This window comes from Mesorhizobium comanense, from assembly GCF_005503535.1.
Lineage (GTDB): Bacteria > Pseudomonadota > Alphaproteobacteria > Rhizobiales > Rhizobiaceae > Mesorhizobium > Mesorhizobium comanense.
Genome location: NZ_SCNN01000002.1, coordinates 97,530 through 120,082, shown reverse-complemented (window position 1 = coordinate 120,082; position 22,553 = coordinate 97,530). Strand labels below are relative to the sequence as shown.

12 protein-coding genes are annotated in these 22,553 nt (G+C 63.5%); 3 read left to right on the top strand and 9 right to left on the bottom strand.

What is annotated here, in order from left to right:
* The first annotated feature begins 240 nt into the window (after positions 1–240).
* Together FFS37_RS04910 and FFS37_RS04905 are read left to right on the top strand one after the other, a co-directional pair.
* A complete protein-coding gene (locus FFS37_RS04910) occupies positions 241–966 on the top strand; it encodes a DUF2971 domain-containing protein (RefSeq protein ID WP_171026174.1) in 726 nt (241 codons plus the stop codon).
* Positions 967–1,045: 79 nt separating this feature from the next.
* Positions 1,046–2,731, top strand: a complete 1,686-nt coding sequence (locus FFS37_RS04905; RefSeq protein ID WP_137929825.1) for a tetratricopeptide repeat protein — start codon at positions 1,046–1,048, stop codon at positions 2,729–2,731.
* Positions 2,732–2,782: 51 nt separating this feature from the next.
* Here FFS37_RS04905 and FFS37_RS04900 read toward each other — a convergent pair whose 3' ends face one another.
* Positions 2,783–3,469, bottom strand: coding sequence for a D-lyxose/D-mannose family sugar isomerase (locus FFS37_RS04900; protein ID WP_137929824.1), 687 nt, complete (start codon positions 3,467–3,469; stop codon positions 2,783–2,785).
* Positions 3,470–3,657: 188 nt separating this feature from the next.
* Between FFS37_RS04900 and FFS37_RS04895 the strand changes: the two genes are divergently transcribed.
* Positions 3,658–4,716, top strand: coding sequence for a D-TA family PLP-dependent enzyme (locus FFS37_RS04895; protein WP_137929823.1), 1,059 nt, complete (start codon positions 3,658–3,660; stop codon positions 4,714–4,716).
* A gap of 3 nt (positions 4,717–4,719) precedes the next feature.
* On the opposite strand, the gene FFS37_RS04890 is transcribed toward FFS37_RS04895, so the two are convergent.
* The 8 genes from FFS37_RS04890 to hutI all read right to left on the bottom strand — a co-directional run bounded on the left by FFS37_RS04890 (position 4,720) and on the right by hutI (position 22,484).
* Complete coding sequence (locus FFS37_RS04890) at positions 4,720–5,481, bottom strand: heme ABC transporter permease (protein ID WP_137929822.1); 762 nt, start codon at positions 5,479–5,481, stop codon at positions 4,720–4,722.
* Positions 5,482–5,573: 92 nt separating this feature from the next.
* A complete protein-coding gene (locus tag FFS37_RS04885; protein ID WP_137929821.1) occupies positions 5,574–7,343 on the bottom strand; it encodes a glucan ABC transporter ATP-binding protein/ permease in 1,770 nt (589 codons plus the stop codon).
* Between the two features lie 372 nt (positions 7,344–7,715).
* On the bottom strand, positions 7,716–16,319 hold the full coding sequence (locus tag FFS37_RS04880; RefSeq protein WP_137929820.1) for a GH36-type glycosyl hydrolase domain-containing protein: 8,604 nt from the start codon (positions 16,317–16,319) through the stop codon (positions 7,716–7,718).
* Between the two features lie 289 nt (positions 16,320–16,608).
* Positions 16,609–17,187: a HutD/Ves family protein gene (locus FFS37_RS04875; protein ID WP_137929819.1), complete on the bottom strand. Its 579-nt coding sequence runs from the start codon at positions 17,185–17,187 to the stop codon at positions 16,609–16,611.
* Positions 17,188–17,190: 3 nt separating this feature from the next.
* On the bottom strand, positions 17,191–18,861 hold the full coding sequence (gene hutU, locus FFS37_RS04870) for a urocanate hydratase (protein ID WP_137929818.1): 1,671 nt from the start codon (positions 18,859–18,861) through the stop codon (positions 17,191–17,193).
* 37 nt (positions 18,862–18,898) lie between these two features.
* A complete protein-coding gene (gene hutG / locus FFS37_RS04865; protein ID WP_137929817.1) occupies positions 18,899–19,717 on the bottom strand; it encodes an N-formylglutamate deformylase in 819 nt (272 codons plus the stop codon).
* On the bottom strand, positions 19,717–21,258 hold the full coding sequence (gene hutH, locus FFS37_RS04860; RefSeq protein ID WP_137929816.1) for a histidine ammonia-lyase: 1,542 nt from the start codon (positions 21,256–21,258) through the stop codon (positions 19,717–19,719). Before hutH ends, hutG begins: the two co-directional genes overlap by 1 nt.
* Entirely contained in the window at positions 21,255–22,484 is a 1,230-nt protein-coding gene (gene hutI, locus FFS37_RS04855) for an imidazolonepropionase (protein ID WP_171026173.1), read from the bottom strand. Before hutI ends, hutH begins: the two co-directional genes overlap by 4 nt.
* Between the last annotated feature and the right edge of the window lie 69 nt (positions 22,485–22,553).

The window sequence follows — 22,553 nt, the reverse complement described above, 5'->3', positions numbered from 1 at the left end:
ATAGTAGTGAGGAGACTTGCAAATTCTTTGCTAAAGAAGGCGAAGGCGGCAAATAGCGCGGCCTCGAAACGTCAAGACGCGCAAATTTTTTCATCACCCTTTGGTGGTCAGGCAATTGCGATACTCGAGCCCCACCGAAAATCCCTTAAAATGCCCGTCCGGCTTTATCATTATACTTCGTCGGTTGGCCTACTCGGGATAGTTAAAAACCACTGTCTCTGGTTTTCGGACAGCTCATTCATGAACGATGGCTCCGAGGTTATGTATGGGCTGATGATATTCAGATCGGTGATAAACGAATTTATGGACGGAAAGCCAGCTGCGGAGGTGGAAGCAGCTAACCAACTCTACCAGGTCGTCGTAGATCAAAAAAATATCTACCGACAGACGATATTTTGCATGAGCGATGAAGGAAACCTTCTAAACCAGTGGAGAGACTACGGCAAAGACGTCACTGCCTACAGCGTGGAAATGGACACTGCTAAGCTGATCGAAAAAGATGCGTTTAATTTTTACCCTGCCCTCTATCCTCTGATCTACGATCCAGAAAAACAACTCGACCTAACGCGAAATCTTTTTAGTAAAATATATGAAATTGCAAAAGCCACTGGCCTTGACGACCCGCAACAAAATGAGACTCACTTTGCAGTAGCCGCTGCCGAAGTGTCACTTCTAATAAACCATTTTAAAAACCCTGCGTTTGCTGCCGAAAAAGAATGGCGACTAGCTTGCAATATTCCAGCCAATTCAAAGGATATCGCTCCAGAATTCCGTCCTTCAAATCTCGGAGTTGTTCCCTATTATATTTGGCGCCGATCAAACCCCGGTGAAAGACTGCCGATCACGAGCGTTATTGTCGGTCCGACGCCTTATGCGCAAGCTTCAGACATAGCACTGAAAATGTTCCTGAGCCGATCCGGCTATGATGTTTCGACCCATTATTCCACAATTCCGATTCGACGCTGAGCCGCCGTGACCCCAACGACATCCACTCCGAAAAAGACGATCGCACCGGAGAAGTCGATCAAAAGAAACGTCTGAAGACATGGACCGCTTCAATCTCGGCAGCTACCGCCGCCCCATCTCCACCCGCTCCACCGAGACCCAGCGCTGGTTCGATATCGGGCTCAACTGGTGCTACGGCTTCAACCATGAGGAAGGCATCAAGTGCTTGGAGAAGGCGCTGGAGACCGACCCTGATTGCCCCATGGTGCATTGGGGCATCGCCTACGCCGCCGGGCCTTTCTACAATCTGACCTGGAAGGAGCATGGCGCGGCCGAGGCCGACAGCGCGGCCAGGCGGTGTTTCGAGCATGTGGGGCTGGCGCGCGCCAATGCGGCCGGCGCCAGCGCGGTCGAAAGGCAATTGATCGAGGCGCTGGCCCGGCGGTTCCAGAAGCCGCATCGGGTGAGCCCACAGGAATTCGAACAGTGGGACGACGCCTACGCGGCCGCGATGCGGTCGGTGTACCAGAGCTTTCCTGGCGACCATGACGTGATGGCGCTGCTGGTCGAGGCGCTGATGATGCGCACGGTGCGGCGGTTGTGGAACCTCAAGACCGGTGAGCCGGCGCCGAATTCAGACGTCGTCGAGGCGCTCGACGTCTGCGAACGCTCGATCCGGCTGGCCGACGAAACCGGCGTCACCCAGCATCCGGCGATCCTGCATCTGCACATCCATCTGCTTGAGATGTCGACCCAGCCGGAACGGGGCCTGCGCTCGGCGGAATTGCTTGGGCGGATGTGCCCCGATGCCGGGCACATGAACCATATGCCCGGGCACATCTATGTGCTGTGCGGCGACTATGAGAAGGCCAAACTCGCCAGCGAGAAGGCGGTGCGCGCCAACGACCTCTATCTCGCCTATGCCGACGAGCCGACCTACTACCTGCTCGGCTGCTGCCACGACCTGCATCTGATGATGTTCACCTGCATGTTGTCAGGCCAGTACGGGCCGGCGCTGCGGGCCGCAGACAAGGTACGCGGCCTGGTCACGCGCGATGTCGTCGCCATCCCGGATAGGCCAAAGCTCACGCAGACCGTGGAAGGCTATCATGCGATGAGATCGCATGTGCAGGTGCGCTTCGGCCGCTGGCAGGAGATCATCGACGAGCCGGCGGTCGCTGAACCAGGCCTCTATGTGCTGACGGCGGTCATGCAGCACTACGCCAAGGGCGTCGCGCATGCGGCGTTGAGGCAGTTTTCAGAAGCCGAGCGTGAACGCGAAGAATTCCACCGGCACCTGGAAGACATTCCGGCCGAACGGCGCTTTCTCAGCAATCCGGCCCGTGCCTCGCTGGCTGTCGGCGCCGCTCTTCTGGACGGCGAGCTTGCTTACCATCAGGGCAGGCATGACGAGGCCTACGCCCATCTCAGGCAAGCGGTGGAGCTTGACGACAATCTGTCCTACACCGAGCCGTGGGCGTGGATGCACCCGCCGCGCCATGCGCTGGCGGCGCTGCTTCTCGACCAGGGCCACGCCGAGGAGGCCGAGCAGGTCTATCGCGACGATCTGGGCCTCAGCGGCAAGGTGCAGCGATGCGCGCAGCATCCGGACAATGTCTGGGCGCTGCACGGGTTGGTGGAATGTCTGAGGCAGCGCGGCGAAAGCGAAGAGTTGCCATCACTGAAAACGAGGCTTGCAGCAGCGCTCGCCAGAACGGATGTGCCGATCAGCTCGTCCTGCCTGTGCAGGACGAGCGTGCAGCCAACGGCAAGCTGCTGTCACTGACAGCGACGCTGGCTACGGCCGGCGGCGGTCAGCGCGCCTAGATCGGGCGAGCTAGGCCAGCCACTTCTCGTAGTCGGCCACCAGCAGGTGCAGCGGGGCAACATCCTCCTCGATGTTGGAGAAGCGTCCGATCGGCTCGCGGAAGACATTGTCGGTGAGGTCGTCGTTGACGGTCGAGACTTCGCCGATCAGCACATCCTTGCCCTCGGCCCAGAAGGCATGCCAGACGCCGGGCAACAGCGTGACGCTCTGGCCTGGATCGAGCTTCAGCAGTCCGCCCGCCGGCAGCCTGTGGATGGTGCCGTCGACCGGCACCGACACTTCGGCCTTCGGGTCGATGCCGCCGTCGCGGTCATGCATGAAAAGTTCCAGCACCAGCTTGCCGCCGCCGCGGTTGATGATGTCCTCGGCCTTGATGTTGTGGCGATGCATCGGCGACAGCTGGTCCTTGCGCGAGATCATGATCTTCTCGGCGTAGAGCATGCCCATGCCCTTCTTCATGTCCTCGTAGCGGCCGTTGCGAACGGTGAACAGGAAGAGGCCAAGCTCCTTGAACTTCTCCTGGCCGTAATCGGTAATGTCCCAGCCGAGGCGTGAGGTGTGGATGGCGGAGGAATCGACCTGGCGCGCCTTCATCTCTTCTGGCGACCAATAGGCGAAGGGCGGCATGATGTAGCCGAAAGAGCGGATGAAAGCATCGGCTTCGCGGATAATCTCGTTGATGGCGGAGCGTTTCATGATCGTGACCCTCGTATCGATTTGTCCGGTAAATCCGCATAGCCGAACGCGGGTTCTGTGTCGATGCATACCGCCGGTCAGACCTGCCCTTGCGGCCTCGCTCATGGCCCACAGGTCGGGTCCGCTGGCCACGTGACATCGCCGGCTTTGAGGCTCATAACGCCAGCGACTTTTCACAGGGACAGCCGATGCCGAAGATCCACGACCTCGATACGCCGTCGATCCTGATCGACGCCGCCCGCGCCGAAGCCAACATTGCCCGCGCGCAGGCTCATGCCGACCGGAACGGGCTGAAGCTCAGGCCGCACATCAAGACACACAAACTGCCGTATTGGGCAAAGAAGCAGGTGGCGGCGGGAGCGGTCGGCATCACCTGCCAGAAGATCGGCGAGGCCGAAGTGATGGCGGACGCCGGGCTGGCCGATATTTTTCTTCCCTACAACATCCTTGGCCGCGCCAAGCTCGAGCGGCTGAAGGCTCTGCACGGCCGCGTCACCCTGTCGGTGACGGCCGACAGCAGGGACACGCTGGAAGGGCTGGCAGCGACCTTCACCGATACCGGCCATCCCTTGTCGGTGCTGGTCGAATGCGACACCGGGATGGGCCGTTGCGGCGTGCAGAGCGCCGACGAGGCGGTGGCGCTGGCAAAGGTGATCGACAAGGCAGGCGGCCTCTCCTTCGGCGGGCTGATGACTTATCCCGCGGCTGGGCGCGCGGCGGAAGCCGAGGCCTGGCTCGCTGGCGCCAAGCGGGCGCTGGCCGCATCGGGGCTCGCCTGCGACCGTGTCTCCAGCGGCGGTACGCCCGACATGTGGCGTTCCGCCGACACATCCGTCGTCACCGAATATCGGCCCGGCACCTACATCTATCTCGACCGCTATCAGGTCGCCAAAGGCGTCGGCACCTTGGACGATTGCGCGCTGACGGTGCTGGCGACGGTGGTCAGTCATCCCACGCCAAACCGCGCCATTCTGGATAGCGGCAGCAAGGCGCTGTCCTCGGATACGCTCGGACTGAAGGATTTCGGTGAACTGCTCGGCGTTCCCGGGGCGCTGGTCACGGGCCTCAGCGAGGAGCATGGCACGGTCACGCTTTCGGACAACGCAGGCCTGCGCATCGGCGAGCGCGTGCGTGTGGTGCCCGACCATTGCTGCGTGGTGACGAACCTCTTCAACGAGGTCACCCTGATCGACGGCGAGACGATCCTGGAAACGATGCCGGTGGCCGCGCGGGGACTGATGGGCTGAGCCTCAGGCCGGCCTTTCGGCCTGGCGCGCCGCCACCCGCCGCATCGCGATGATCCGCCGGCGGCGGATTTCGGTGCGCATCGCCATCAGGTGAAGGGCGAAGAACAACACCGTGAAGCCGATGGCCATTACCAGCAGCGGCCATAGCAGGCTGGGGTCGATGGTCGGGCCGTCCATGCGGAACACCGAGGCGGGCTGGTGCAGCGTGTTCCACCAGTCGACCGAGAATTTGATGATCGGGATATTGATGAAGCCTACCAGCGTGATGATGGCTGCGGCCCAGGCGGCGCGACCGGCATCGTCGAGCGCGCGGGTGAGCGCGATGATGCCGAGATACATCAGGAACAGCACGAAGACCGAGGTCAGCCGCGCATCCCATACCCACCAGGTGCCCCACATCGGCTTGCCCCAGATGGAGCCGGTGATCAGCGCCAGCGCGGTGAAGACCGCACCGATGGGCGCCGCGGACTTCAGCGCGACATCGGCCAGCGGATGGCGCCATACCAGCGTGCCAAGGGCCGAGAGAGCCATCAGCGTGTAGCACATCATGGCGAGCCAGGCGAAAGGCACGTGGATGTACATGATGCGGACCGTAATGCCCTGCTGGAAGTCCTCGGGTGCGGTGAAGCTCATATAGAGCCCAGCCGCAAGGACGAGCGCCGCGAGAGACGCCAGCCATGGCACGAGCCTGTCGGCCAGCGCGACGAACCGCGTCGGGTTGGCAAGGTCGGCCCAGCCGGTCAGGCGTGAAGTCGTGTCGCTCATGCGGCCTTACATAGACCGGCGGCGTATCTTCGGCAATCGAAGGAGTGGGACGATCCTCCTTCTCGATCCTGGAGAAGGAGGACGCCATACAATCAGGCGGCTTCGTTCACCGAACGGCTGAGGCGGCGGACTTCCTCGTCGTTGAGCAGGCCGCCGGCGCGCAGCAGGCTGGCGAACCGGCCATTGCGCAGCGACAGCTCGGCAAAGCCACCCATCTCGACCACCCTGCCCTTGTCCATGAACACGACCAGATCGGCGTCACGGACCGTCGTCAGGCGGTGAGCGATGATGAAGGTGGTGCGGTCGCGCCTGAGTTCGTCGATCGCTTCCTTGACGCGGTCCTCGGTCTCGACGTCGAGGGCGCTGGTCGCCTCGTCGAGAACCAGGATCGGCGCATCCTTCAACACGGCGCGCGCAATGGCGATACGCTGGCGCTCGCCGCCCGAAAGCTGGCCGCCGCGCTCGCCGACCACGGTGTCGTAGCCATTGCTCTTGGCCAGGATGAAGTCCTGCGCGGCGGCGGCAGCAGCGGCCGCATGGACCTCGTCATTGCTCGCATCGGCGCGGCCGACGCGAATGTTGTCCTCGATCGATCGGTTGAGAAGGCCAGCATCCTGGAACACGGTGGCGATCGAATGGCGCAGCGACTTGCGGGTCACCGTGCGGGTGTCGATGCCGTCGATCAGGATCCGCCCGCTGGATGGCGAGAAGACGCGTTGCAAGAGGTTGATGAGCGTGGTCTTGCCCGCACCTGTCGGGCCGACGATGGCGACGGTCTGGCCGGCCTGGACCTCGAAGGATACGTCGCTGACGCCCTGCCCCGAATTGGCGAACTCGAAGCTCACATCCTCGAAACGGACATGGCCGGTGACATTGGTGAGTTCGCGCAGGCCATCCGGTTCGGCGGCATCGGCGGCCGAATCCTCGAGCTTGTAGAACTCCTCGAGCTTGGCGCGGGCCTCCGATATCTGGTTGGCGAAAGCCGACATCTGGTCGAGCCGCGAGATCAGCAGCGTGGCAAAGCCGGTGAAGGCGATGACATCGCCGACCCGCAACTGGCCATGCGTGACGAGATAGGCGCCGATCAGCAGCACCACCATCATCGAGATCGTCGAAGACAGGCGGTTCAGCGCGTTGGCGATGGCCCACCAGTCGAGCACGGGGTTCTGGGCATCCAGCAGGTTCTTCACATAGCTGCGCAGCGTCTCGGCCTCGTGGCCAAGACGGTTGTAGCTCTGGAGGACAGCGACGTTGCTGACCGAGTCCGTCACATGCGCGAAGACCTTGTGATAGTGACGCTCGACGGCTGCCTGACCTTCCTTGGTGCGCTTCATCACCAGGCGGCCGACGCCGACATAGAGTACACCGAGCGCAAGCAGCACCATCGACATGCGCACATCCATGCTGAGCGCGGTCGGAACCAGCAGGACGAGTGCGACAGCCGTTGACAGATGCTGGCGCATGAATTCGAGCCAAAGGCTGAACAGCGTCTCGACGGCACGCAAAAGCGTGTGAAGGGCGTTCGACGTGCCGCGCTGATGATGCCACGCGAGCGGCATGGTGATCACGCGTTCGAAGGACTCGCAAAGCACTTCGCTACGCCGGGCATGTGCGAAGCGGTCGGCGCCGCGCGCCACCAGAACGAAAGCGATCACATTGAAGGCGCCGAGACCGGCCCAGAGTGCAAGCGTCGAGAAAACCGACCCATTGGTGGAAATGGCGTCAATCACCCGGCCGAACAGGATCGGCTCGACGATGGCGATGGCGGCAAGGGCGACGTTGGCCGCACAAATCAGCGCCACGCGCTTCTTGTCGGCGGCCAGATAGCCCAGCGCTCTCCAATAGATCTGCAGAAGTGACACTTCAGCTACTCCGCCAACTCTATATTGTGCCCAATACCAATATTGTGCACTGCACCATTTCTCGACACGTAACGGTTGATGCGTCGCAAAACAATGCCCGTCTATCCCTTCCGTTCCCATTTAGCGAACAAAAGATGACGACGATACGAAATCTGACGTGATCACCTAACGGTTTGAGATAAAAGGTGAAATGCCAGCCTTGCGGCGAAATCATGGCAGCAGGCGGGCACTGCCACATTTTTAAGCACAAGCGGCTGCCCGGGAGCCCATCCGCAGACGGTTTGAGAACGTCGCCGCGGATTGCCCGCAAGTAACGGTGCACGGCTTCGCGCGCCCCGGAGGACGCGCGAAAACCAAGCCAAACTATTGATTTTACGCGGGTATCTTGACCACGATATCGACCTGGGCGCCAGCTTTGGGCTCGAAGGAAGCGGATTTTGTCTTCGAACCGTCGACTTCAAGCGAGATGGTCTTGGCCTTCTTGTCGCGAACGACATGAACCTTGATCTCGGCGCCGAGCATCTTGAGCGAGGCCTCGTAGCCATCCCAATGACTGGGCAGCCTGGGCCGGAACGTGATCAGCTTGCCGCGCCGCTCGATGCCGAGAATGCCCTCCACCGCGGCGCGGTAGAGCCATCCGGCCGAACCGGTGTACCAGGTCCAGCCGCCGCGCCCGCCCTTGTCGTCTCCGGCATAGATGTCGGCCGCGACAACATACGGTTCGACGCGGTAGTGCTCGGTCGAGACCTCGTCGAACGCATGGTTGACCGGATTGAGCATCGAGAAGCAGCGATAGGCTTCGTCGGTCAGCCCCATCTCGGCCAGCGCGATGACGAACCAGGTGGCCGCATGGGTGTACTGGCCGCCATTCTCGCGCACGCCCGGCGGATAGCTCTTGATGTAACCGGGGTCCTTGTCCGTCTTAGAGAAGGGCGGCGTGAACAGCTTGACGATCTTCAGCTGATCGTCGACCAGCAGCTTTGTCGCCTGCTGCATCGCGGTCGTCGACCGCGCCGGATCGCCCTCCCCCGAAAGCACGCTCCAGGACTGGGCGATGGAGTCGATCTTGCACTCCTGCGAGGTGCGTGATCCCAGAGGCGTGCCGTCGTCGAAGCTGCCGCGGCGATACCACTCGCCGTCCCATGCCGTGCTCTCAAGCGCCCGCTTCAGGGCATCGGCATGCTTTGCCCAAGCCTGTGCGCGCTTGGTGTCGCCCTCGCTTTTGGCGACGGCGGCGAAGTCACCAAGAGTCTTCAGCAGGAACCAGCCCAGCCAAACGCTTTCGCCCTTGCCGTGCTCGCCGACGCGGTTCATGCCGTCGTTCCAGTCGCCGCCGAGGATCAGCGGCAGGCCGGCGGGGCTGCTGCGCTTGATAGCGAGGTCGAGCGCGCGTGCGCAGTGGTCGTAGAGCGAGACCGTCTTCTTCGAGACCTCCGGGGTGAAGAAGGCATCATGCTCGCCCTCGCCCAGCGCCTGCCCGTCGATGAAGGGCAGTTGCTCCTTGAGGATCGCGGCGTCGCCGGTCACCGTGAGATAGCGCGCGGTGGCGTGGGCGAGCCAGACAACATCGTCGGAAATCATGGTGCGCACACCGGCCCCGGTACGCGGCAGCCACCAATGCTGGACGTCGCCCTCCGGAAACTGTCGCCGGGCGGCGTTGAGTATCTGGTCGCGCGCCAGCGACGGATCGTGCGCCAGCAATGCCAGCGTATCCTGCAGCTGATCGCGGAAGCCGAAGGCTCCGCTGGCCTGATAGAAGGCAGAGCGAGCCCGGATGCGGCAGGCGAGGCTCTGATAGGGCAGCCAGTGGTTGACCATGGCATTGAGCGCCGTGTCCGGCGTCTCGACCTGGATGGTGTCGAGGAAGCCGCGCCATTCGCGCTCGTTGTCTGCCAGGCGCTGGTCGAAATCCTTGCCCCGGTGCTTCTGCACCAGCGCGCTGGCCTGCTCGGAAGAGTCGGCATCGCCGAGCAGCCACAGCAGCGTGACGTCGCCGCCGGCCGGAATCTCGACATCGCGGGCGATCGCCGCGCAGGGGTCGTCCCCCGCCTCTATGCGGCCCGACAGCGCCGCACCACTCAACACCGACTGCGGCAGTTCGCTGGAACCGTGCCGGCCGAGGAATTCCGATCGGTCCGTCGTCACCGAGTGAACGTCGGCATCGGCGGCGAGGAAGGCCACCCGCTCGCTGAAATCGAGCCCATAGGGATTTTGCGCCAGCAGCGCGCCGGTGCCGCCGTCGCGGGACGGCACGATGGTTGCCGCCGTGCGCGAGCGATGGCCGCCAAGCACCCATTCGGCATAGGCATAAATGCGCAGTCGAGCCGGTACCGAGCCTGAATTCTGGATACGCAACCGGCTGATCTTCACCGGGTCGGCGGGATCGACGACATGGGTCAGGTCCATCGACAGCGGCCCGCGCTTCGAGCGGAACGTCGAGAACCCCTGGCCATGCCAGGCCTCGTAGGTCATCGAAGGATCGCGTACCACCGCGGCGAGCGGCGAGAACGCCTTGCCGCTGGCCTGGTCATAGATATAGATCCCCTCGCCCGGACGGTTCGAGACCGGGTCGTTCGACCAGGGCGTCAACTGGTAATCGCGACTGTTGCGGCTCCAGGTGAAGGCGGCGCCTTCGGCGGAGGTGTGGAAGCCGAACGAGGCGTTGGAGACGACATTGATCCAGGGCTGCGGTGTTGTGCGCCGGCCTGCCAGCCGCACGACATAGTGCCGGCCATCGCCGTCGAAGCCGCCAAAGCCGTTCCACTGACTGAGGCCCGAGCCATCGGCGCTGGCATCCGCGACCGCCGGCGAGGCAAACGCGTGCGCCAGGGGCGCCGGCACATGTGTTTCGCGAGGACCGGGCAATCCGGCCGGCTGCAAGCCGTCGCGCGCCTGGAGAGCGGCCGCTTCAGCCCGTTCGATCTGGTCGAAGATGGTGCCGTTGCGCGTATGCAGCACAACCCGAGCGACCGCGAGCAGCGTCTTGTAGGTGGTCTCTTCCATCAGGTCGCGGCGCACCGCGAAAATGTGCTGGCGAGGTCCGAGTTCCTTGCCGCGCAAGCGGCTGTTTTCGCAGAGAGTTTCCACCGCGCGCTGCAGGTCCTGGACGTAGGACGAGGCCTGCTCGTTGACGACGACGAAGTCGATCATCATGCCGCGGGTGCGCATGTATTCCTGGAAGCGCAATGCCTGGGCGACGATCTCCAGATCGGCGACGTCGCCGATCCTGACCAGGAAGATCGGGAAATCGCCCGAAATGCTGGTCGGCCAGAGGCTCGACTGCTTGCCCAACCCCGAGGCGATGGATTCCGCCGGGAGGCGCAGGAACGGGTCGGGATAGATAAGATAGCGCGCCAGCTTCTGGACATTGGCGGCATCGGTCAGGCTCAAACCCATATGGCGGGTCTGCACCTGGCTGCGGGTCCAGGCAAGCATCGCCTGGCGGGCAAAGCTCTCCTGATGGTCGAGCCGGTTTATGGCATCTTCCAGCTCTGTGCGGTTGGCCCCGACCACGGTCCAGAAGGTCAGCGAGATCTTCTTGTTGGCGGGCACGCGCACCTGGCGGCGCAGCGAGGCGATCGGATCGAGCGTGAAGCCGGAATGGCCGCCGAGCCTCGCGCCCGGATCGAAGGCGGCTGCATCGACGATCGTGCGCCCGCGGCCGATGAAGGCACGCCTGTCGGTCTCGGCCTCGGCATCGCGCGCCGGGCCGGACGGATCGGTGACGAAATGCGCCAGGGTGATATCCGGCTCGCTGGTGTCGCGCTTGCGGCGGGTGGCGAAGATGGCGCCGTTGTTGGCGGCGATTTCGGTCTCCACGAACATCTTCGAGAAGGCCGGATGGGCGTTGTCGGAAGCGTCCGTGCCCAGCACCAGCTCGGCAAAGGAGGTCACCTCGATGTGACGATCGGATGTGCTTTCATTGTAGAGCGTGATGCGGCGGCCTTCGCCATTGCCCTCGGAAACGACGATGCATTCGACCTCGGAGCGCAACGTGCCGACCGATTTGACGAAGCTTGCCTTGTCGTCGGAGAACAGGGTCTGCACCTTCTCCTCGGCCGCGCGCCTTGGCTCCGCCGTTGCCGACCACCAGTCGCCCGTGCTGACGTCACGCAGGAAGATGTAAGAGCCCAGTCGGTCCTCGGTCGGATCCGGCTGCCAGCGGGTGATGGACAGGTCGCCCCAACGGCTGTAGCCGGAGCCGGTTGCCGTCACCATCACCGAATAACGGCCATTCGACATCACATTGGTCGAACGCAGCGCCCGCAGGGGATCGAGCACGATGCGTGTGTCGGGGCTCTCGACTTCGGTTTCGTCCTTGGCGCGCTCGTCGGCCTCGGTGCGCACCGTCGCCGTCGGGATGTCTCGCGGCGCCCTCTCCTGCAGCAGAAGTTCCGCCGATTCGATGACCGGATCGCTGTGGAAGCGGTCACGCAAGCGGCCTTCGAAGATGGCGTCGGCGACCGCGGCGATCGACATGCCCGAATGGTGGGCATAGTAATTCAGCACGACCGCGTGGTTGGTGCCTTCCGGCACGCGCTGCGGCGTGAAATCGACGGCATCGTAATAGCCGTGCGGGCCAAGCGCGCCGACCTCGCGCAGCCGGGCCAGGTTCTGGACCGCTTCGCGCGGGTTGAACTGCGCCGCCAGGATGGTGGCATAGGGTGCAATCACCGTGTTCTGGCCAAGGCCGCGCTTCAGGCCGAGACCAGGCACGCCGAAATTGGTGTACTGATAGGTCAATTCCCGGTCGCGGGCGTTGTAGGCGGCTTCCGAGATGCCCCACGGCACGTTCTTCTGACGGCCATACTGGATCTGGCGCTTGATGATCAGCTTGCTGGTCTGGTTGAGGATCGAGCCCTGGGGTTCCTTCATCACCAGCGGCGGCATCAGGTACTCGAACATCGAGCCGGACCAAGACATCAGCGCGCCCTGGAAGCCGATCTCGACGATCGGACGGCCGAGGCGGAACCAGTGTTCGGTCGGCAGGTCGCCCTTGGCGATGGCGAACAGGCTGGTCAGCCGCGCCTCGGAGGCGAGAAGATCGTAGCAGCTTTCGTCAAGCTGGTGTTCCTCGACGCGGTAGCCGATCGACAGCAGCTTGCGCTCGGGCCGCATCAGGAAGGCGAACTCCATCTCGAAGGCGAAACGGCGCGTGCGCTCGCGCAAGGTGAGCAGTTTTGCTCGCAACGCCTCGACGGCGTTTTCATCGCTATGGGCGTCCTGGACATGGGCTTCGCAAGTGGCTTCAAGCCTTGCCGCCCAGTCGACAATGACGTCGCTCTGTGCCGACGCCGCCTCGGTATGGATGGCGGTTGCGAGCTTGCGGATTTCGCCCGCCAGCACCGCGAGATTGATCGTGCGGATCGAGGCCATTTCCGGCTGTGCCTTGATCGTTTCGACCGCGCGCCGCATGCCGTCGAGACGGTCGACGAGGCGCTGGCGCAACGGCCGCAACTGACGGCGGTCATCAGGAAGGTCATCCAGGCTTTCGCTGAGGATGGTCACCGTGTCGAGAATGCCCTCGAAATCGCCCTGCAGGTGAACGGAAGGCGCTTCAGCCCATTCGGCACAGGAAGCCGCGACGGCCACCAGATGGCCGGCGAGATTGCCGCTGTCGACCGCCGAAATGTAAAGCGGATAGAGCGGCTTCAGCGTTGTCGTATCGTACCAGTTGAAAAGGTGGCCGCGATGGCGCGGCATGCTTTCTATGGTCGTCATGGTGGCGTCGATACGGGTGATGGCATCGGAAAGGCTGATCCAGCCGAAATCGCGCGCCGAGACGACCGACAGAAGATAGACGCCGACATTGGTCGGCGAGGTGCGCGCCGCCACCACGGGAGCCGGGCTTTCCTGGAAATTGTCCGGCGGCAGATTGTGATGCTCTTCCGTGACGAAGCTTTCGAAATAATGCCAGGTGCGGCGTGCCACGGTGCGCAGCGCATGGATGTCGGCCTGCGAAATGCGCAGCCGATCCTCGGTTTCGGCCGAGCGGCTGATCCAGCTGGCGATCGCCGGCGAGCCGATCCAGAACAGGGCGAAGAAGAAAGCGACGAAGGCGCCGGTGGAATCGGCCAGCACCGGAATGGCAAGGCCGACGAAGCCGACGATCACGGCGCCATACATCATGCCGTAGTAGGAGCCGACATCGTTGTCGCCCGCCTTGTGTGCCTGCGAGGCGGTACGCCACTCCAGGAGGTTCTGGCGGCTCACGAACAAGCGATAGAGCGTGCGCACGATGGCATCGCCCATCATCCAGGCATTGTGCGCCATTAGCACGATCTTGATTGCCACCATGGCGGTGCCGAAGGCGACGTCGCGCGCGAGCGCCGAGAAATGGCCGCGCGGCGTCTGGTCCCCGCTCTTGGGGAGGATGGCGTTGACGACATCGAAGGTCGGCGCCATGAACAGGCTGAGGATGAGCAGCGCCTGCCATTGCGCGGCCTGGGTGAAGGGCAGCAAGGTCCAGCCGGCGATCGCCGCCATCACCCAGAAGATCGGGGTCAGCGAACGGCGCAGATTGTCGACCATCTTCCAGCGCGACAGGGCCGGAACGCCGGAGCGCGGATCGAGGATGTAGCCCAGGAGCTGCCAGTCGCCCCGCGCCCAGCGATGATGGCGCGAAGCATCGACCGAGTAGCGGGTCGGATAATCCTCGACCAGTTCGACATCGGTGACGAGCGCCGCGCGCGCCAGCGCGCCCTCGAGCAGGTCGTGGCTGAGAATTGTGTTTTCCTCGATGCGCCCTTGCAAGGCGGCCTCGAAGGCATCGACATGATAGAGGCCCTTGCCGGTGAAGGAGCCGTCGCTGAACACATCCTGGTAGAGATCCGAAACGGCGAAGACATAGGGATCGAGGCCACGATTGGCCGAGAACACGCGCTGGAAGAACGAGGCCTCGTCGCCACTGGTCAGCGAAGCCGTGATGCGCGGCTGCAGGATGGTATAGCCCGCCGTGACGACGCGCTTGACCGGATCGAAATGCGGCCGGTTGAGTGGGTGGCAAAGCTTGCCGACCAGGGTCGCCACCGCATCGCGGGTGGTGCGGGTGTCGGCATCGAGCGTCATCACATGGACGACTTTGTCCGGCAGCGGCACGCTGAGGGGCAGGAAGGTGGTGTCGCTGTCGCCGCGCAGCAGGAGGTCGAGCTCATGCAGCTTGCCGCGCTTGCGCTCCCAGCCCATCCAGCAGCCCTGCGCGGCATTGTAGAGCCGGCGGCGATGCAGGATGTAGAAGCGCGGCGCGCCCTCCGAGGGGTAGCGGGCGTTGAGGCGGGCGATCTCGGCGCGGGCGTAGTCGAGGATTTCGGTGTCCGCGGCGTCGATCTCGGTCTTGCTGTCGGGCCAGTCCGACAGAAGCGCGAAATGGATCTCGTCTGCCAGATTGGCCAGGTAATGCACTTCGATGTTGCGGATGTTTTCCTCGACATCGTCACGCGAGCCGATAAGCGAGGGCACCACGACCAGCGTGCGCGCCTCGGGCGGCACGCCGTGCCTGTAGTCATAGCCGATCAGCCTGGTGGGCTTGAGAAACAGCGAGACCACGGTGTTGAAAAAGGCCAGCGCGCCTTCGCTCGCCGGTACGGCGAACAGCGCCAGCATCAGGACGATCGACGGCACCGAGAGGCCGAGATGGGCCAAGGCGTTGCCCGAAAGCACGAGCAGCAACGCCGTCAGCGCGAAGACCGGCAGGACGATGCCCAGCCATCCCGTCTTGGTGAAGGCTCGCTTTACGGTCTGGCTGACCGTCGGCCGATAGCCGATGGCCTTTTCCAGCTCCAGCCGGCGCGGACCGACGAGGAAGAAGCCGACATCGGTGTGCGCCGATGGCGCCGGCCCGGATTCGGCACCGTCGCCAGCCGATGCCTTTTCGCTCGCGGCGCGCTCGCTGGCGGCCTGGCCGGCCAGTTCGATCGCCTTTTCGGCGACACGATATTCGGAGAGATTCGAGCGGCGGGCCAGTTCCTCGATCGCGGTGCGATACTGATCGCGCGAGAAGAAATCGAGCGCGGCGAAATCGGTGCGTTCACGCAGCACCGTGTCGATGCGGCTGACGCCTTCGAACCAGACCGTCCAGTCGACGTCGTTGATGAGGCGCAGGCCGCGGATGATATTGCCGGTGGTGACATTGCCGCTGGACAGTGTCTGATGCTCGGAGATGATGATCTCCTCGGCATCGGAGCCGGTCTTTTCGAGCTCGCCTTCCAGCCATTCCAGCGCCTTGCCGGCATTCTGCGATCCATCGCGCAAGCGATAGAGCAGCTGGGTTGCGAAGGTGGTGTCCTGTGCATGCGCACCGAAATTGGCAAGGATCGCCTGGCGGTCCGGATTGTCGTCGGTCGCAAGCACCTTGTCGGCCACATCGTTGGCGATCTGGCGCATCTGCCGGGTGCGGTTGACCCTGACGGCAAGCCGGCGAAGATTTTCAATCAGGACAAAGCGCAACAGTGACGGCAGCGCCCAGAGTTCGCCGATCTTCAGCGGCTCGACGGACTGAAACCCCTGGACGATGGCCTTGAACATCGTCGCCGAGACGGAGCTGTCCGAATGCGCCACATAGGTCCAGGCGAGCGCCAGCGCGCGCGGCACCGTGCCGCCATCGGGCAATTTCAGTGTCGGCAACTGGCGATAGAAACGGCGCGGCAGGTCGCGCTTGACCTGGAAGATGGTCTCCTCGACCAGGTAATTGTTATCGAGCAGCCACTGCGCCGCCGGCGTAATCGTTTCCCCCTTGGCCTGCGCCGCATTGGTGGAGCGGTAGACTTCGAGGATCTTCTTGGCGCTGTCGCGGATACGGGCCTGGAAATCGAACGGTACCAGGCCGAACAGGTCGTCGAGATCGCCTTTGGCGAGACTTTCGCCAAGCAGCCGGAGACGCTCCTCCGGCAGGAAAGTCGACCTGATCGGCTCTTCCGTGATGGCCGGGAAGTTCGCGCTTGTCTTCTCGATCTGGGCTGGGTTCGTCTGAATGTTCATTGAAAATTCCGTATGCGGGCGGGTCGCGGCGTCACCGCCACGGGCAATGGCCCTAAAACCGGTTCAAATGCAATTGGTTGCATAAACCCCTATGCCGAAAGTTTGTTTCCGCACCACGACAGGGCGTCATCTTTCGACCAAACTCAAAGACGAGCGCCCCTCGCTCTCGTCAAGATCGATCGACGGAGAGGATTCGGGCTTTTTCGTGATGCCGGCAGGAGCTTACGCTATATTTCGCCGGCGTCGCGATCATGTTTGGAAACAGGCGGTAACCGTTGGCGCGAAAGCGTCAGGCCTCGGCGGTCATCCGGATGACGAACAGGGTTGCGCTCGGCGCCGGTTCGACCCGCAAAGTCCGGGCATTCCGCTCAAGGAGCAGCGTGTCGAGCGGCCCGAGGCGGATCGGTCCGGAGTCCGGGAAAATCGCCTCGCCATCGTGACAAAGGATAAGGGTCGGACCGGCATGGCCCTCGATTTCAGCCGGCGCCGAGATCGTCAGACGCTCGACCGAATGCAGCATGCGGCCACGGCGGGTCATGACGTTGAGGTCAGTGATCGGGCCGGCGACAAGCGCGGCGCTGGTGGGCAGATCGGCTGGAAAGGAAAAAGGCGGCGACGAAGCCGTCAGGCGCGCCGGCGGACGGCCGGCAACATCAAGCACGATCCCCTCGCCTTGCAGCACCGACAGCGTGCGATCGATGCCGGCAAAGCTGGAAAATGGCCCGCTGCCCTCGACGCGCGCCATCGAGACGCGCCACTCGAAATCGTCCAGCCCGGAGCCCTCGGGTGAGACGATGATCTCGGTCGTCGTGCCGCCGCCGTTCTTCCACGGCATGACGCGGTAGTCGGCGGCACGAAGAATGCGCATGGTTCAGCCCAATATGCCAGGCAGGTTGAGCTGGTGTTCCTTGGCGCATTGGATGGCGATGTCGTAGCCGGCATCGGCATGGCGCATCACACCTGTCGCCGGATCGTTCCACAGCACGCGCTCCAGGCGCTTGGCCGCTTCCGGCGTGCCGTCGGCAACGATGACCATGCCGGCATGCTGCGAGAAACCCATGCCGACCCCGCCGCCATGGTGCAACGACACCCAGGTGGCGCCCGACGCGGTGTTGAGCAGCGCGTTGAGCAGCGGCCAGTCCGACACGGCGTCCGTGCCGTCCTTCATCGCTTCGGTCTCGCGGTTTGGCGAGGCAACGGAGCCGGAATCGAGATGGTCGCGGCCAATGACGACGGGCGCCTTGAGCTCGCCCTTGGCAACCATCTCGTTGAAGGCGAGGCCCAGCCGGTGACGGTCGCCGAGGCCGACCCAGCAGATGCGCGCCGGCAGGCCCTGGAAGGAGATGCGCTTGCGCGCCATGTCGAGCCAGTTGTGCAGATGCGTGTTGCCGGGGGTGAGTTCGCGCACCTTGGCGTCGGTCTTGTAGATATCCTCGGGGTCGCCGGAGAGTGCCGCCCAGCGGAACGGGCCTATGCCACGGCAGAACAGCGGACGGATATAGGCCGGCACGAAACCGGGGAAGGCAAAGGCATTCTCGAAACCTTCGTCCTTGGCGACCTGGCGGATGTTATTGCCGTAATCGAGCGTCGGCACGCCGGCGTTCCAGAAGGCAACCATGGCCTCGACATGCTCGCGCATCGAAGCGCGCGCCGCCTTCTCGACGGCCTTCGGGTCGCTGACGCGCTTCTCGCGCCATTGCGCCATCGTCCAGCCCTTGGGCAGGTAGCCGTTGATCGGGTCGTGCGCCGAGGTCTGGTCGGTGACCATATCGGGACGGATGCCGCGCCTGAACATCTCCGGCACGATTTCCGCGGCATTGCCAAGCAGGCCAACCGACTTCGCCTCGCCGGCCTTGGTCCAGCGCTCGATCATCTCCATCGCCTCGTCGAGGGTCTCGGCCTTCTCGTCCACATAGCGGGTGCGGAGCCGGAAATCGATCGAGTCCGGATTGCACTCGATGGCCAGGCAGCAGGCGCCGGCCATGACGGCCGCCAGCGGCTGGGCGCCGCCCATACCGCCGAGGCCGCCGGTCAGGATCCACTTGCCCTTGAGGTTGCCGTTGTAATGCTGGCGGCCGGCCTCGACGAACGTTTCGTAGGTGCCCTGCACGATGCCTTGCGTGCCGATATAGATCCACGAGCCGGCCGTCATCTGGCCGTACATCATCAAGCCCTTCTTATCGAGCTCGTTGAACTTCTCCCAGGTCGCCCAATGCGGCACGAGGTTGGAATTGGCGATCAGCACGCGCGGCGCGTTGGAGTGGGTCTTGAAGACGCCGACGGGCTTGCCCGACTGCACCAGCAGCGTTTCGTCCTCGCCAAGCGTCTTCAGCGAGGAGACGATACGATCGAAGTCGTTCCAGGTGCGCGCGGCCCGGCCGATGCCGCCATAGACGACCAACTCGTTCGGGTTCTCGGCAACCTCGGGGTCGAGATTGTTCATCAGCATGCGCAGCGGCGCTTCCGTGGTCCAGTAGCGGGCGTTGAGCTTGTCGCCGCGCGGGGCGCGGACTTCGCGGATGTTGTGGCGGGGATCGGTCATGTCGTCACTTCCCTTTCAAGATGGCGGCGGCGAGGCGTCAGCGCTCAGCCCAGGAAATCGCGGTTTCGAGGATGGTCTTCAGTGTCGCCCGGATCGGCGCGGCGTAGGTGGCGTCGTAAGGTACCGGCCAGTTGTCCGGCGAGCCCTTCTCCTCGGGTTCACGCATGTAGCCGCGATTGGAGAGCTCCATCTGCAGCGCATGCACGCCGTACCACGGCTGGCCGAAGCTCCGGGTGATCCAGCCGCCCTTGAAACGGCCGTTGACGACCCAGCTTTCGCCGGTGCCGGCGAGGATGGCGGCCACCTCTTCCTGCAACGACGGGTCGGTGCTCTTGCCGTCATTGGTGCCGAGGTTGAAGACCGGCAACGTGCCTTCGAACAAACGCGGCAACACCGAGCGGATGGAATGGCAGTCGTAGACGACGGCTTTTCCATGAGCGCCTTTTATACGCGCGATCTCACCCGCGACCTCGCTGTGATATGGATGAAAAAATCGGCGAGCCCGATGCTCTACCTCCTCAGCGTCAGGCTCCTGACCGGGACGATAGATCGGATCCCCGTCAAATGTTTCCGTCGGGCAAAGGCCGGTAGTGGTTTGGCCGGGATACAAGGAAACACCGGACGGATCGCGATTGACATCAATAACACTGCGAGAGATCGACGTCCGAATAACGCTCGCGCCAAGACCGGCAGCAAAGTCATATAGTTGTTCGATCCACCAATCGGTGTCGCGACGTGCGAGCCACGGAGAAACGAAGCGATCTTCCAAGCCAGCCAAATCCGAGCCGGTATGCGGAATGCTGACAAGCAGCGGCTTGGTCCCTTCATGAACAGAGAGCCAATCACGCGTGTTCATCACGCCGCTCCAGCAATCGACGGCAATATCACCGCGCTCGCCGCCTTCACGGCGGCGCCGCTGCGCACCATTGCGATCGCCTTTTCCATGTCGGGATGAAAATGGCGGTCGTTGTCGAGATGCGGAACTTCGGCGCGGACTAGCTTGCGCACCGCTTCCAGCGCGTCGCTCGAAGCCAAAGGCTGGTGGAAATCGCAGCCTTGCGCGGCGGCCAGCAATTCGATGCCGATCACTGCCGTGGCGTTCTCGACCATGCCGATCAGCCGGCGCGCGCCGTGGGCCGCCATCGAGACATGGTCTTCCTGGTTGGCCGAGGTCGGAATGGAATCGACTGATGCCGGATAGGCTTTCTGCTTGTTTTCCGAAACCAGCGCCGCCGCCGTCACCTGCGGGATCATGAAGCCGGAGTTGAGGCCGGGCTTCGGCGTCAGGAAGGCGGGCATGCCGGAGAGCGCCGGGTCGACCAGCATGGCGATGCGGCGCTCCGAAAGCGAGCCGATCTCGCAGACGGCGAGCGCGATCATGTCGGCGGCGAAGGCCACCGGCTCGGCGTGGAAATTGCCGCCCGAAAGTGCCGTGTCATCCTCGGCGAAGATCAGCGGATTGTCGGTGACGCCATTGGCCTCGGTTTCCAGCGTGTCGGCGGCCTTGCGCAGCACGTCGAGCGCGGCGCCCATGACCTGCGGCTGGCAGCGCAGGCAATACGGGTCCTGCACGCGCTCATCGCCGACGCGGTGCGATTCCCTGATGGCGCTGCCCGCCATCAGATTGCGCAGAGCATCCGCCGTCTCGATCTGGCCGCGATGCTTCCTGAGCAGATGAATACGCGGATCGAAGGGAGCATCCGAACCCTTGGCGGCATCGGTCGAGAGCGCGCCGGCGACCAGCGCCGACTGGTAGAGCACTTCAGCCTCGAACAGGGCGGCAAGCGCGAAAGCCGTCGAGAACTGGGTGCCGTTGAGGAGCGCCAGGCCTTCCTTCGCGCCCAACGTGACCGGTTCCAGCCCGTGCGATACAAAGGCGACCTTGGCCGGAAAACGGCCATGCGGGGTAAAGCATTCGCCGACGCCGATCATGACGGCCGTCATGTGCGACAGCGGCGCGAGGTCACCCGAGGCGCCGACAGACCCCTGTGCCGGCACGACCGGAATAACGTCATTGGCCAGCATGGCTTCGAGCAGTTCGATCGTTTCGGCCCGGACGCCGGAGGCGCCCTGCGCGAGGCTGGCGAGCTTCAGCGCCATCATCAGACGGACGACGGCGACAGGCATCGGCTCGCCGACGCCGGCGGCATGCGAGAGCACGATGTTGCGCTGGAGCGTTTCGAGATCGCTCGCCGGAATGCGCACGCTGGCCAGCTTGCCGAAGCCGGTGTTGATGCCATAGACCGGCTCGCCCTTGGCGACGATGCGCGCCACCGCCTCGGCGCTGGCTTTGATCCTCGGCCGGCAAGCGGCATCCAGCTTGGGCATGGCGCCACGATAGATGGCGCGCCAGTCGGCGAGCGTTGCATTGCCGGGCTTGAGTACGAGTTCGGTCATTGTCCTCTCCAGATGCGGGCATGGAGCGGATTGAAGCCCATGCGGTAAACGAGTTCGGCCGGGCGCTCGATGTCCCAGATGGCGAGATCGGCCGACTTGCCGGCCTCCAGCGTGCCGGTCTTGTGCAGCAGACCAAGCGCGCGCGCTGCCTCGCGGGTAATGCCGGCAAGGCATTCGTCGACAGTCATGCCGAACAGCGTCGCGGCCATGTTCATGGTGAGCAGCAGCGAAGTGAGCGGCGAAGTGCCGGGGTTCGAGTCGGTCGCCAAAGCCATCTTCACATCGTGGCGGCGGAACAGCTCGACCGGCGGCTTCTTGGTCTCGCGAATAAAATAGAACGCCCCGGGCAGAATCCCGGCCACGGTACCGGCTTTGGCCATAGCGGCAGCGCCCGCCTCGTCGGTGTATTCCAGATGGTCGGCCGAAAGCGCGCCATAGCGGGCCGCGAGTTCGGCGCCGTGCAGGTTGGAGAGTTGATCGGCGTGCAGCTTCACCGGCAGACCGAGCGCTTTCGCCTTATCGAAGACGCGGGCCATCTGTTCCGGAGAAAAAGCGATGCCCTCGCAAAAGCCGTCTACCGCGTCAGCCAGGCCTTCGGCGGCAACGGCCGGCAGGATGGTTGCGGCGACCAGGTCAATGAAGGCATCCTTGTCGCCCTTGGCCTCGGGCGGCAGCGCATGGGCGGCCAGACATGTCGTGCGTATGGTCACCGGGCGTTCCTCGCCCAGCCGTCGGGCGGCGCGCAGCGATTTCTTTTCGTTTTCAAGATCGAGGCCGTAACCTGACTTGACCTCCACTGTGGTGACGCCTTCGGCGATCAGCGCATCGAGACGCGGCAGCGTCTGCGCGACGAGATCGCTCTCGCTGGCGGCGCGCAGCGACTTCACCGAAGAGACGATGCCTCCGCCGGCGCGCGCGACTTCCTCATAGGTGGCGCCGACCAGCCGCATCTCGAATTCGTTGGCGCGGTTTCCGGCGTAGACAAGATGCGTATGGCAATCGATCAGGCCCGGCGTGATCCAGCGGCCCTCGCAATCTATGGCTTCGGCGCCCTGACCGATGGAAGCCGGCATGTCAGCTTCGGTACCGGCATAGACGATAAGCCCGTCGCGGGCGGCAATGGCGCCCTTCTCGACGATGCCGAGACCGGCCGCGCCGTCGGCCATGGTCGCCAGCCGCGCATTGCGCCACAGACGAAGGCCGCTCTTCCCGTTTGCTCCAACCATCATCTTTTCCATTTGAAAGGATGACGATTATGTATATACATATTGAAACGCGACGCAAGTGGCATCATC

Coding starts and splice junctions, on each gene's coding strand:
- hutI (WP_171026173.1), bottom strand. CDS start 22,484: ATGGTTGGAGCAAACGGGAAGAGCGGCCTTCGTCTGTGGCGCAATGCG.
- FFS37_RS04905 (WP_137929825.1), top strand. CDS start 1,046: ATGGACCGCTTCAATCTCGGCAGCTACCGCCGCCCCATCTCCACCCGC.
- FFS37_RS04910 (WP_171026174.1), top strand. CDS start 241: ATGAACGATGGCTCCGAGGTTATGTATGGGCTGATGATATTCAGATCG.
- FFS37_RS04900 (WP_137929824.1), bottom strand. CDS start 3,469: ATGAAACGCTCCGCCATCAACGAGATTATCCGCGAAGCCGATGCTTTC.
- FFS37_RS04895 (WP_137929823.1), top strand. CDS start 3,658: ATGCCGAAGATCCACGACCTCGATACGCCGTCGATCCTGATCGACGCC.
- FFS37_RS04875 (WP_137929819.1), bottom strand. CDS start 17,187: ATGCGCATTCTTCGTGCCGCCGACTACCGCGTCATGCCGTGGAAGAAC.
- hutU (WP_137929818.1), bottom strand. CDS start 18,861: ATGACCGATCCCCGCCACAACATCCGCGAAGTCCGCGCCCCGCGCGGC.
- FFS37_RS04880 (WP_137929820.1), bottom strand. CDS start 16,319: ATGAACATTCAGACGAACCCAGCCCAGATCGAGAAGACAAGCGCGAAC.
- FFS37_RS04890 (WP_137929822.1), bottom strand. CDS start 5,481: ATGAGCGACACGACTTCACGCCTGACCGGCTGGGCCGACCTTGCCAAC.
- hutG (WP_137929817.1), bottom strand. CDS start 19,717: ATGAACACGCGTGATTGGCTCTCTGTTCATGAAGGGACCAAGCCGCTG.
- hutH (WP_137929816.1), bottom strand. CDS start 21,258: ATGACCGAACTCGTACTCAAGCCCGGCAATGCAACGCTCGCCGACTGG.